Here is an 11,939-nt window from a genome sequence, read left to right on the forward strand (position 1 = left end):
TACCTCTATTTATCCGTGTGCATCCCAAGAGTTCATAGGACCGGTCGGCAGGGACCTCCTCGGCCGTACGGCGGCGACCGCCGGGCGGCCCGCCCTCCCGGTCCGGCCCGGTGGACGGGGTTCGCCCCGCGTCCGCGCGGCCGATAGCGTGGCGCTCCTCGCCCCGACGGCTCCGCGGTTCCGCGCCGTCACCCCGTCCCGTCCCCGCCCCACCGGAGGCCCCCCGTGAACGACCAGCGCAGCGCCGCCGAGCCGGCCGCCGCAGCCGTCGCCGTCCCCGAAGCGGCGGCGGCGCTGACAGGGGCCGCCGAGGGCACGGGCGGCGGGCGCCCCGGCGCGGGCCGCCGCGCGGCGCTGGTCCCGGTGGCGCTGGTGGTCGCCGGCGGCCTGTCCGTCCAGTTCGGCTCGGCCGTCGCGGCGCTGCTGATGCCGAAGGCCGGGGCGCTGGGCGTCGTCACCCTGCGCCTGGTGGCCGCCGCGCTGATCCTGCTGGTGGTGTGCCGCCCCACCCTGCGCGGCCACTCGCGCGCCGACTGGGGGACGGTGGCCGCCTTCGGCGTGGCGATGGGCGGCATGAACACGCTCTTCTACCAGGCGCTGGACCGCATCCCGCTCGGCATCGCCGTCACCCTGGAGGTGCTCGGCCCGCTCGTCCTCTCGGTGGTCGCCTCCCGCCGCCTGGTCAACGTGGTGTGGGCCGGGCTCGCCCTCGTCGGCGTCGTCCTGCTCGGCGGCGGCGGCTTCGACCGCCTGGACCCGGTCGGCGCGGCGTACGCCCTGGGGGCCGGGGCGATGTGGGCCGCGTACATCGTCTTCAGCGCCCGCACCGGCCGCCGCTTCCCGCAGGCGGACGGGCTGGCCCTGGCGATGGTCGTCGCCGCGGCCCTCTCGCTGCCCCTGGGCCTGCTGGAGTCCGGGGCGAAGCTCGCGGTCCCCTCCACCCTGGCGCTCGGAGCGGCGGTGGCGGTCCTCAGCTCCGTCCTCCCGTACACCCTGGAGCTGATGGCGCTGCGCCGCCTGCCCGCCTCCACGTTCGCCGTGATGATGAGCCTGGAGCCGGCGATCGCGGCCGCCGCGGGCTTCCTCGTCCTGGACCAGGCCCTGTCCACCACGGACGCCCTCGCCATCGCCCTGGTCATCGGGGCGAGCATCGGCGCGGTGCGCGGCCGGTCGGGGGCGCCGCGCGAGAAGTGAGGGGCCGGGCCCTTGCCGCACCCGGCCGGGCGCGGTCGGCCCGCCGCCTCGCGTGGGTCCGGGCCGACGGTCCGCCGCCTCGCGTGGGTCCGGGCCGACGGTCCGCCGCCTCGCGTGGGTCCGGGCCGACGGTCCGCCGTACGCCCGCGCCTCCCGCCCGTACGCCGGCCCGCGCCTCCCGCCTACGCGCGCACCCGCCCCGGTCGTGCGTCCGCGCCTCCCGCCGTACGCGCGCACCCGCCCCGGTCGTGCGCCCGCGCCTCTCGCCGTACGCGCGCACCCGTCCCGGTCGTGCGCCCGTGCCTTCCGCCGTACGCGCGCACCCGTCCCGGTCGTGCGCCCGTGCCTTCCGCCGTACGCGCGCACCCGTCCCGGTCGTGCGTCCGCGCCTTCCGCCGTACGCCCGCGCCTCCCGCCTACGCGTGCACCCGCCCCGGTCGTGCGCCCGCGCCTCTCGCCGTACGCGCCCGCGCCCGCCACCGCCCCGCGTACGCCCGCGTGCCAGCCCCCTCCCCGCACCGCCCCACGACCCCCTCCCGCCCCCTCATCCGCAGCGGTCATAAAATCATGCAAGCGTGCTTGATTGTTTCTCGGTGCGCTGCCATGCTCCTGGGCACCACACCCGGTCCCGAGGGGAGCGCACGTGCCCGCTGCCATAGCCGTGATCGACGATCTGCGCGAGGAGAGCGACGCACTCGACGCTCTGGTCGGTGCGCTGGACCCCGAGGAGTGGCGGCGGCCGACGCCCGCCGACCGGTGGACCGTCGCCCACCAGATCGCCCACCTCGCCTGGACCGACGAGGTCGCCCTCGTGGCCGCCACAGCGCCCGAGCGGTTCGGTGACGAGGTGGCCCGCGCCCTGGCCGACCCGGAGTCCTTCGTCGACGCGGGCGCGGAGGCGCTGGTCGCCGACCTCGCCCCGGACGCCCTGCTGGCGTGGTGGCGCACCGGGCGGCGGCGGCTCGACACCGCGCTGCGCACGGCCCCGGAGGGCACCCGCATCCCCTGGTACGGGCCGCCGATGAGCGTGGCGTCCCTGGCGACCGCCCGGCTCATGGAGACCTGGGCGCACGGCCAGGACGTCGCGGACGCCCTGGGCGCGGTCCGCGCCCCCACCGCCCGGCTGCGCCACGTGGCGCGGATCGGCGTCCGGGCCCGCGACTACGCCTACGGGGTGCACGGCCTCACCCCGCCCGACGAGGAGTTCCGCGTCGAACTGCGCACCCCCGAGGGCGGGACCGTCGCGTACGGGCCCGAGGGCGCCGCCCAGCGCGTCACCGGCCCGCTCCTCGACTTCTGCCTCCTGGTCACCCGGCGCGCGCACCGCGCCGACCTCGTCCTCACCGCCGTGGGGCCCGAGGCGGACCGGTGGCTCGACCTCGCCCAGGCGTTCGCCGGCCCACCGGGGCCGGGCCGCCCGCCCCGCACCGGGCAGGCCGCCCGGTGACCGCCCCCCGGCGGCCCGACGACCGGGCCCCGCTGCGGATCGGCAACGCCTCCGGCTTCTACGGCGACCGCTTCGACGCCATGCGCGAGATGCTGACCGGCGGCCCCCTCGACGTCCTCACCGGCGACTACCTCGCCGAACTCACCATGCTCATCCTCGGCCGCTCCCGCCTCAAGGACCCGGAGAAGGGGTACGCCTCCACCTTCCTGCGGCAGTTGGAGGAGGCGTTGGGGCTCGCCCACGAGCGCGGGGTGAGGATCGTGGCCAACGCGGGCGGCCTCAACCCGGCCGGACTCGCCGCCGCCGTGAGGAAGTTGGCCGCCGGGCTGGGGGTCCCGGTGCGCGTCGCCCATGTCGAGGGCGACGCCCTCCCCGTGCCGGACGGGTTCCTGACCGCCAACGCCTACCTCGGCGGCGGCGGCATCGCCGCCTGCCTGCGGGCCGGGGCCGACGTCGTCGTCACCGGCCGGGTCACCGACGCCGCCCTGGTCACCGGGCCCGCCGCCGCCCACTTCGGCTGGGGGCCGGACGACCTGGACGCGCTCGCGGGGGCCGTCGTCGCCGGGCACGTCCTGGAGTGCGGGACCCAGGCGACCGGCGGCAACTACGCGTTCTTCGGCGAGCACGACGTCCGCCGCCCCGGCTTCCCGCTGGCCGAGATCCACGCCGACGGATCCTCGGTGATCACCAAGCACGACGGTACGGGCGGGGTCGTCGACGTCGGCACCGTCACCGCCCAACTCCTGTACGAGACCGGCGGCGCCCGGTACGCGGGCCCCGACGTCACCGCCCGCCTCGACACCGTTCGGCTCACCCAGGACGGCCCGGACCGGGTCCGGATCGACGGGGTGCGCGGCGAGGCCCCGCCGCCCACGCTCAAGGCCGGGCTCACCCGGCTGGGCGGCTGGCGCAACGAGGTCGTCTTCGTCCTCACCGGACTCGACGTCGAGGCCAAGGCCCGCCTGGTGCGGGGGCAGTTCGCCGACGCGCTGGAGCACTCCGGGGGGCGGCCGCCGGACGAGGTGCGCTGGGAGCTGTCCCGCACCGACCACCCCGACGCCGACACCGAGGAGCGGGCCAGCGCGCTGCTGCGGCTCACCGTCCGCGACCGGGACGCCGAGGCGGTCGGCCGGGCCGTCTCGGGGGCCGCCGTGGAACTGGCCCTCGGCAGCTACCCCGGCTTCCACGTCACCGCCCCGCCGGGAAAGGGCGCGCCCTACGGGGTGTTCGAGGCCCTGCACGTACCGGCCGGGGACGTCGAGCACGTCGCGGTCCTGCCGGACGGGGAGCGGGAGATCATCGGCATTCCCTCCGTCACACGGGAGTTGGCCCTGCTGGAGGAGCCGCCGCTGCCGCCGCCGTACCCGGAGGGGCCCACGCGCGACGCCCCGCTCGGGCGGATCGCGGGAGCCCGCAGCGGCGACAAGGGCGGCGACGCCAACGTGGGCGTGTGGGTGCGCGACGACGACGCCTGGCGGTGGCTGGCCCACACGCTGACCGTCGAACGCTTCAAGGAACTGCTGCCGGAGACGGCCGCGTTGGACGTCGCCCGCTGTGTGCTGCCCGACCTGCGGGCCCTGAACTTCACCGTCCGCGGCCTCCTCGGCGAGGGCGTCGCCGCCCAGGTCCGCTTCGACCCGCAGGCGAAGGCCGTCGGGGAGTGGCTGCGCTCGCGCCGACTGCCCGTACCCGTACCCCTGTTGGAGGCCGTCCGCGCCCCGGAGGTGACCGTATGACCGTCCTGCCCACCGGACTCGACACCACCGGCCCCGACTACGCGGCCAACCGCGCCGCCATGGTGGACAAGCTCGCCGCGCTGGAGGCCGAGCACGCCCGCGCGCTCGCGGGCGGCGGCGAGAAGTACGTGGCCCGGCACCGCGGGCGCGGCAAGCTCCCGGCGCGGGAGCGCGTCGAACTGCTCGTGGACCCCGACACCCCGTTCCTGGAGCTGTCGCCGCTGGCGGCCTGGGGGAGCGAGTACGCGGTGGGGGCCTCGCTCGTCACGGGGATCGGGGTGATCGAGGGCGTCGAGTGCCTGATCACCGCCAACGACCCGACCGTGCGCGGCGGGGCGTCGAACCCGTGGACGCTGAAGAAGGCGCTGCGCGCCAACGAGATCGCGTTCGCCAACCGGCTGCCCTGCGTCAGCCTGGTCGAGTCGGGCGGGGCCGACCTGCCGTCCCAGAAGGAGATCTTCATCCCCGGCGGGGCGCTCTTCCGCGACATCACGCGGCTCTCCGCCGCCCGGATCCCCACCGTGGCGGTCGTGTTCGGCAATTCCACCGCCGGTGGCGCGTACGTCCCCGGCATGTCCGACCACACCGTGATGATCAAGGATCGGTCCAAGGTCTTCCTCGGCGGTCCGCCCCTGGTCAAGATGGCCACCGGCGAGGAGAGCGACGACGAGTCGCTCGGCGGGGCCGAGATGCACGCCCGCACCTCCGGCCTCGCGGACCACTTCGCCGTCGACGAGCACGACGCGATCCGGCAGGCCCGCCGCATCGTCGCCCGGCTCGACTGGCGCAAGGCGCACCCCGATCCGGGGCCCGCCGAGCCGCCGAAGTACGACGAGGACGAGCTGCTGGGCATCGTGCCCGGCGACCTGAAGGCGCCGTTCGACCCGCGCGAGGTCATCGCCCGGCTGGTCGACGGCTCGGACTTCGACGCCTTCAAACCGCTCTACGGGACGAGCCTGGTCACCGGGTGGGCCCGGTTGCACGGCTATCCGGTGGGCATCCTCGCCAACGCGCAGGGCGTGCTGTTCAGCGAGGAGTCGCAGAAGGCGGCCCAGTTCATCCAGCTCGCCAACCAGCGGGACATCCCGCTCCTGTTCCTCCACAACACCACCGGCTACATGGTCGGCAAGGAGTACGAGCAGGGCGGCATCATCAAGCACGGCGCGATGATGATCAACGCGGTGGCGAACTCCAAGGTCCCGCACCTGTCCGTGCTGATGGGGGCCTCCTACGGGGCCGGGCACTACGGCATGTGCGGCCGCGCCTACGACCCCCGCTTCCTCTTCGCCTGGCCGAGCAGCAAGTCCGCCGTCATGGGCCCGCAGCAGCTCGCCGGGGTGCTGTCCATCGTCGCCCGCGCCTCCGCCGCGGCGAAGGGGCAGCCCTACGACGACGAGGCCGACGCGGGGCTGCGCGCCATGGTGGAGCAGCAGATCGAGGCGGAATCGCTGCCGATGTTCCTGTCCGGGCGGTTGTACGACGACGGGGTCATCGACCCGCGCGACACCCGGACCGTCCTCGGGATGTGCCTGTCCGCGATCCACACCGCACCGGTCGAGGGCGCCCGTGGCGGCTTCGGCGTCTTCCGGATGTGAGGCCGGATGACCACCCGACCCACCCTCCGGAGGCCCCGCCCCGCTCCCGGCCGCGCGGGCGGGACGGCCACGCGCCCCGCCCCCGGACGCGCGGGCCGCACGACCACCCACCCCGCCTCGGGCCGCGCAGTCCGCATGACCACCCGCCCCGGACGCGCAGGCGGGACAGCCACCCACCCCGCCTCGGGCCGTGCAGGGCGGACGGCCACCCGCCCCGCCCCACCGCCCCACTCCACCCGTCCCGGACGCGCAGGCGGGACAGCCACCCACCCCGCCTCGGGCCGCGCAGGGCGGACGGCCACCCGCCCCGCCCCACCGCCCCGCTCCACCCGTCCCGCCCCCGGACGCGCGGGCCGCACGACCAGCCCACCCCCCTGTTCCCGGACGTGAGGGCCAGATGATCACCACGCTGCTTGTCGCCAACCGGGGCGAGATCGCCTGCCGGATCTTCCGCACCTGCCGCGACCTGGGCATCACCTCGGTCGCCGTGTACTCCGACGCGGACGCCGGCGCCCTGCACGTACGCGAGGCCGACCTCGCCGTACGGCTGCCGGGCGCGGCCCCCGCCGACACGTACCTGCGCGGCGACCTCGTCGTGGCCGCCGCGCGGGCGGCCGGGGCGGACGCCGTCCACCCCGGTTACGGCTTCCTCTCCGAGAACGCCGCCTTCGCCGCCGCCGTGCTGGACGCGGGCCTGGTGTGGGTGGGCCCGCCGGTCAAGGCCATCGAGCTGATGGCGTCCAAGACCCGCGCCAAGGAGCTGATGGCCGGGGCCGGGGTGCCGCTGCTCGCCCCCGTCGACCCGGCGGCGGCGCGGGAGGACGACCTGCCGCTGCTGCTGAAGGCCGCGTCGGGCGGGGGCGGGCGCGGGATGCGGATCGTGCGCGACCTGGCCGCGCTCCCCGGCGAGCTGCTGGCGGCCGCCGCCGAGGCCGCGGCCGCCTTCGGGGACGGCGAGGTGTTCGCGGAGCCGTACGTGGAGCGCGGCCGGCACGTCGAGGTCCAGGTCATGGCCGACGCGTACGACACCGTGTGGGCGCTCGGCACCCGCGACTGCTCGCTCCAGCGCCGCCACCAGAAGGTCATCGAGGAGGCCCCCGCCCCCGGCCTGGACGACGCCCTGCGCACCCGGCTGCACGACGCGGCGGCAGCGGCGGCGCGGGCGGTGGGATACCGGGGCGCGGGGACCGTGGAGTTCCTGGTCTCCGCCGAGGGGCGGCCGTACTTCCTGGAGATGAACACCCGCCTCCAGGTCGAACACCCGGTCACCGAGGCCGTGTTCGGGGTCGACCTGGTCGCGCTGCAACTGCGCGTGGCGGAGGGCGAGCCGCTGCCCGCGCACCCGGAGCCGGCCGGCCACGCCGTGGAGGCCCGGCTCTACGCCGAGGACCCCGCGCACGACTGGCGGCCGCAGACCGGGGCCCTGTTCGCCCTGGACGTCCCGGACGGGCCCGGCCTGCGCCTGGACACCGGCTACACCGGGGGCGACACGATCGGCGTGCACTACGACCCCATGCTCGCGAAGGTGATCGCCCACGCCCCGACCCGCCCCGAGGCGGTCCGGCTGCTGGCCCGCGCCCTGGAACGGGCCCGCGTCCACGGCCCGGTCACCAACCGCGACCTGCTCGTCCGGTCCCTGCGCCACCCGGACTTCGCCGCCGCCCGCCTGGACACCGGCTTCTACGACCGGCACCTGGCGGACCTCACCGCCCCGGCCGCCGGCGACCCCGCGCGCGCCGCCCTCGCCGCCGCCCTCGCCCAGGCGGCGGCCGCCGCCCCCGGCGGCCCGTTCCCCGGCCGCTTCGGGGCCTGGCGCAACGTGCCCTCCCAGCCGCAGACCCGGCGCTACCGGTACGAGGCCGACGGCAGCGAGCACACGGTCGCCTACCGCACCCCGCGCACCGGCGCCGAGCCGTACGACGACCCCGGCGTCCGGGTCCTCGCCGCCGCCCCCGACCGGGTCACCCTGGACGTGGAGGGCGTCACCCGCCACTTCGCCGTCGCCGCGTACGGGGGCCGGGTCCACGTGGACGCCGCCGACGCCTCGTACGCCTTCACCGCCCTGCCCCGGTTCACCGACCCGACCACGCGGACCGCGCCCGGCTCCCTGCTCGCCCCCATGCCCGGCACCGTCGTCCGCGTCGCGGAAGGGCTCGCGCCGGGGCACACCGTCGAGGCCGGGCAGCCGTTGATCTGGTTGGAGGCGATGAAGATGGAGCACCGCATCCTCGCCCCCGCCGCCGGGACCCTCACCGTCCTGGACGCCGCACCGGGCCGCCAGGTCGAGGTCGGCGCGCTGCTCGCCGTCGTCCAGGAAGCCCCCGCCGCCGGGGAACACCCCGAAGCGGCCGACGCCCCACCGGAGGAGAACGCATGAGCACCGTCCTCGAAACCGAAGAGCACCAGGCCCTGCGCGCCGCCGTCGCCGCCCTCGGAAAGCGGTACGGGCGCGACTACATGACCACCGTCGTGCGCGAGGGCACCCACACCCACGAGCTGTGGGCCGAGGCCGCCAAGCTCGGCTACATCGGGGTCAACCTCCCGGAGGAGTACGGCGGCGGGGGCGGCGGCATGGCCGAACTCTCCATCGTGCTGGAGGAGTTGGGCGCGGCCGGGTCGCCGCTGCTGATGATGATCGTCTCGCCCGCGATCTGCGCCACGGTCATCGCCCGCTTCGGCACCGAGGCGCAGAAGCGGCAGTGGCTGCCGGGCCTCGCGGACGGCACCCTCACCATGGCCTTCGGCATCACCGAACCCGACGCCGGCTCCAACTCCCACCGCATCACCACCACCGCCCGCCGCGACGGCGACGACTGGCTGCTCACGGGCCGCAAGGTGTTCGTCTCCGGCGTCGACACCGCCGACGCGACGCTGATCGTGGGCCGCACGGCGGACGCCCGTTCCGGGAAGCTGAAGCCGTGCCTGTTCATCGTCCCGCGCGACGCCCCCGGCTTCGGGCGCTCCCCGATCGACATGGAACTCCACGCGCCCGAGAAGCAGTTCGAGCTGGTGCTGGACGACGTGCGGCTGCCCGCCGACGCCCTGGTGGGCGACGAGGACGCGGGCCTCCTCCAGCTCTTCGCCGGGCTGAACCCCGAGCGGATCATGACGGCCGCGTTCGGGATCGGGATGGGCCGCTACGCGCTCGGCAAGGCGGTGGAGTACGCCCGTGTCCGGCAGGTCTGGAAGGCCCCGATCGGCTCGCACCAGGCCATCGCCCACCCGCTCGCCGTCGCGCACATCGAGTTGGAGCTGGCCCGCCTGATGATGCAGAAGGCCGCCCGGTTGTACGACGCGGGCGACGACATCGGGGCGGGCGAGGCGGCGAACATGGCCAAGTACGCGGCGGGCGAGGCGTGCGTGAAGGCGGTCGACCAGGCGGTGCACACCCTCGGCGGCAACGGCCTGACCCGTGAGTACGGCCTCGCCTCGCTGATCACCGCGTCACGGGTGGCCCGGATCGCGCCGGTCAGCCGCGAGATGATCCTCAACTACGTCTCGCACCAGTCCCTGGGCCTGCCGAAGTCGTACTGACGGGCCCGACCGCTCCCAGGCACAGCGCCACCGCGGCTCCGGACCCTCCCGGAGCCGCGGCCCGCCGCGACGACAGGGGACCGCCATGGTGTTCCGCAGCACGTACGCAGACATACCGGCTCTCGACCTGCCCATCCACGAAGCGGTCCTGGGCGGGGCCGCCGCGTTCGGTGACACCGTCGCCCTGATCGACGGGGCGAACGGCATGTCCCTGACGTACGCCCAACTCGACCGCTTCCACCGGCGGATCGCCGCCGCGCTCGCCGCCGCCGGGCTCCGCAAGGGCGACGTCCTGGCCCTCCACAGCCCCAACACCATCGCCTACCCGGCCGTGTTCCACGGGGCGACCCGCGCCGGGGCCTCGGTCACCACCGTCCACCCGCTGGCCACGGCGGAGGAGTTCGCGAAACAGCTCACCGACTGCGGGGCCCGCTGGCTGGTGACCGTGTCGCCGCTGCTGGAGACGGCCCGGCGCGCGGCCGAACTCGCGGGCGGCGTACGGGAGATCTACGTCTGCGACCAGGCCGAGGGGCACACCTCGATCATCGACATGCTGTCGTCCACCGCCCCCGAACCGGAGATCGCCTTCGACCCCGGCGAGGACGTGGCGGCCCTCCCGTACAGCTCGGGCACCACCGGGACGCCCAAGGGCGTGATGCTCACGCACCGGTCCATGGCCACCAACCTGGAACAGCTCAGACCGGCGATCCCGATGGACGAGGGCAACCGCATCCTGGCGATCCTGCCCTTCTTCCACATCTATGGGCTCACGGCCCTGATGAACGTCCCCCTCCGCTGCGGCGTGACCGTCGTGGTCCTGCCCCGCTTCGACCTGGCGCAGTTCCTCCAGGCCATCCAGACGCACCGCATCACCGGCCTGTACGTCGCCCCGCCCATCGTGCTGGCGCTCGCCAAGCACCCGCTGGTGGGGGAGTACGACCTGTCCTCGCTCCGCTACATCGTCAGCGCCGCCGCCCCGCTCGACGCCGAACTCGCCGCCGCCTGCTCGGCCCGGCTGGGGCTGCCGCCCGTCCGGCAGGCGTACGGGATGACGGAGCTGTCGCCCGGCACGCACGTCGTCCCGCTCGCCGTCGAGCAACCGCCGCCGGGCACGGTCGGCCGACTGCTTCCGGGCACCGAGATGCGCATCGTCGCGCTCGACGACCCGTCCAGGGACGCGGAGGCGGGTGCGGTCGGCGAGATCCTGATCAGGGGCCCACAGGTGATGAAGGGCTACCTCGGCCGCCCCGACGCCACCGCCGCCATGATCGACCCGGACGGCTGGCTGCACACCGGGGACGTCGGCCGCGTCGACGCGGACGGCTGGCTGTACGTCGTCGACCGGGTCAAGGAGCTGATCAAGTACAAGGGCTACCAGGTCGCCCCCGCCGAGCTGGAGGCCCTGCTGCTGGGCCACGAGCACCTGGCGGACGCGGCGGTGATCGGAGTGCCCGACGCCGACGGCAACGAGATCCCGAAGGCGTACGTGGTCCGCGCCGCCACCGCCGGGGCGGCCGGGCTGAGCGCGGACGACGTCATGGCGTACGTCGCCGAGCGGGTCGCCCCGTACAAGAAGGTCCGGCGGGCGGAGTTCATCGACGCGGTGCCCCGAGCCGCGTCGGGCAAGATCCTCCGGCGCGAGCTGCGCGACCGGGAGAGGACGGAGGAGCGGTGACCCTGATCGGCACGGCCCGCGAACGCGGCATCACGACCCTGACCCTGGACTCACCGGCCAACCGCAACGCGCTCTCGGCGCCCCTCGTGGCCGAACTCCGCGAGGCGCTGGCGGGGTGCGCGGCCGACGACGCCGTACGGGCGGTGGTGCTGACGCACACCGGTACGACGTTCTGCGCGGGGGCGGACCTGAGCGCGCCGCCGGACCCGCGGGCGTTCGTGGGGCTGATGCGGGAGATCGTGGCCCTGCCCAAACCGGTCGTCGCCCGCGTCGGGGGCCACGTCCGGGCGGGCGGCCTCGGCCTCCTCGCCGCCTGCGACATCGCGGTGGCGGGGGAGGCGGCGACCTTCGCCCTCACCGAGGCCCGCCTCGGCCTGGCCCCGGCGGTCATCTCCCTGACCCTGCTGCCCCGGCTCGACCGGACCGCCGCGCACCGCTACTACCTCACCGGCGAACGCTTCGGCGCGGCGGAGGCGGTCAGGATCTCCCTGGTCACCGAGGCCGCCGCCGACGTGGACGCGGCCCTCGCCCCGATCCTGGACGGCCTGCGCCGAGGCTCGCCGCAGGGGCTGGCCGCGTCGAAGGAACTGGTCACGGCTACGGTGCTGAGGAGCTTCGACCAGTACGCCGAAGACCTCATCGCCCGCTCCGCCGCCCTGTTCACCACCGACGAGGCGAGGGAGGGGATGACGGCCTTCCTCGAACGACGGGACCCAGCATGGGTGTGGTGACACCCCCCGACTCATACTCCGGTGCCG

At 75.4% G+C, this 11,939-nt stretch carries 8 protein-coding genes; all 8 read left to right on the plus strand.

The features are described 5' to 3' along the window. Window positions 1-225: 225 nt before the first annotated feature. The 8 genes from ACZ6EJ_RS01680 to ACZ6EJ_RS01715 all read left to right on the plus strand — a co-directional run bounded on the left by ACZ6EJ_RS01680 (window position 226) and on the right by ACZ6EJ_RS01715 (window position 11,912). On the plus strand, window positions 226-1,194 hold the full coding sequence (locus ACZ6EJ_RS01680; protein ID WP_469263740.1) for an EamA family transporter: 969 nt from the start codon (window positions 226-228) through the stop codon (window positions 1,192-1,194). Window positions 1,195-1,837: 643 nt separating this feature from the next. Beyond that, entirely contained in the window at window positions 1,838-2,641 is an 804-nt protein-coding gene (locus ACZ6EJ_RS01685) for a TIGR03084 family metal-binding protein (RefSeq protein WP_469263741.1), read from the plus strand. Then, window positions 2,638-4,377 (plus strand): acyclic terpene utilization AtuA family protein, encoded by a 1,740-nt coding sequence (locus ACZ6EJ_RS01690; RefSeq protein WP_469263742.1) that lies wholly within the window; start codon window positions 2,638-2,640, stop codon window positions 4,375-4,377. The genes ACZ6EJ_RS01685 and ACZ6EJ_RS01690 overlap by 4 nt, the downstream gene beginning before the upstream one ends. Then, window positions 4,374-5,972, plus strand: a complete 1,599-nt coding sequence (locus ACZ6EJ_RS01695) for an acyl-CoA carboxylase subunit beta (protein ID WP_469263744.1) — start codon at window positions 4,374-4,376, stop codon at window positions 5,970-5,972. Before ACZ6EJ_RS01690 ends, ACZ6EJ_RS01695 begins: the two co-directional genes overlap by 4 nt. A 397-nt stretch (window positions 5,973-6,369) precedes the next feature. Continuing rightward, on the plus strand, window positions 6,370-8,349 hold the full coding sequence (locus tag ACZ6EJ_RS01700; RefSeq protein WP_469263746.1) for an acetyl/propionyl/methylcrotonyl-CoA carboxylase subunit alpha: 1,980 nt from the start codon (window positions 6,370-6,372) through the stop codon (window positions 8,347-8,349). After that, the gene (locus tag ACZ6EJ_RS01705; RefSeq protein ID WP_469263747.1) at window positions 8,346-9,506 is read left to right on the plus strand and encodes an acyl-CoA dehydrogenase family protein; all 1,161 of its coding nucleotides are present in this window, start codon (window positions 8,346-8,348) and stop codon (window positions 9,504-9,506) included. Before ACZ6EJ_RS01700 ends, ACZ6EJ_RS01705 begins: the two co-directional genes overlap by 4 nt. Before the next feature lie 85 nt (window positions 9,507-9,591). Further along, window positions 9,592-11,181 (plus strand): 4-coumarate--CoA ligase family protein, encoded by a 1,590-nt coding sequence (locus tag ACZ6EJ_RS01710; protein WP_469263749.1) that lies wholly within the window; start codon window positions 9,592-9,594, stop codon window positions 11,179-11,181. Further along, the gene (locus ACZ6EJ_RS01715; RefSeq protein ID WP_469263751.1) at window positions 11,178-11,912 is read left to right on the plus strand and encodes an enoyl-CoA hydratase family protein; all 735 of its coding nucleotides are present in this window, start codon (window positions 11,178-11,180) and stop codon (window positions 11,910-11,912) included. Before ACZ6EJ_RS01710 ends, ACZ6EJ_RS01715 begins: the two co-directional genes overlap by 4 nt. Window positions 11,913-11,939 lie beyond the last annotated feature (27 nt).

The organism is Streptomyces sp. NPDC041970, assembly GCF_055588985.1.

What these genes read in the sequence shown, in the direction of transcription:
- ACZ6EJ_RS01695 (WP_469263744.1), top strand. Translation starts at nt 4,374, where the DNA reads ATGACCGTCCTGCCCACCGGACTCGACACCACCGGCCCCGACTACGCG.
- ACZ6EJ_RS01700 (WP_469263746.1), top strand. Translation starts at nt 6,370, where the DNA reads ATGATCACCACGCTGCTTGTCGCCAACCGGGGCGAGATCGCCTGCCGG.
- ACZ6EJ_RS01705 (WP_469263747.1), top strand. Translation starts at nt 8,346, where the DNA reads ATGAGCACCGTCCTCGAAACCGAAGAGCACCAGGCCCTGCGCGCCGCC.
- ACZ6EJ_RS01710 (WP_469263749.1), top strand. Translation starts at nt 9,592, where the DNA reads ATGGTGTTCCGCAGCACGTACGCAGACATACCGGCTCTCGACCTGCCC.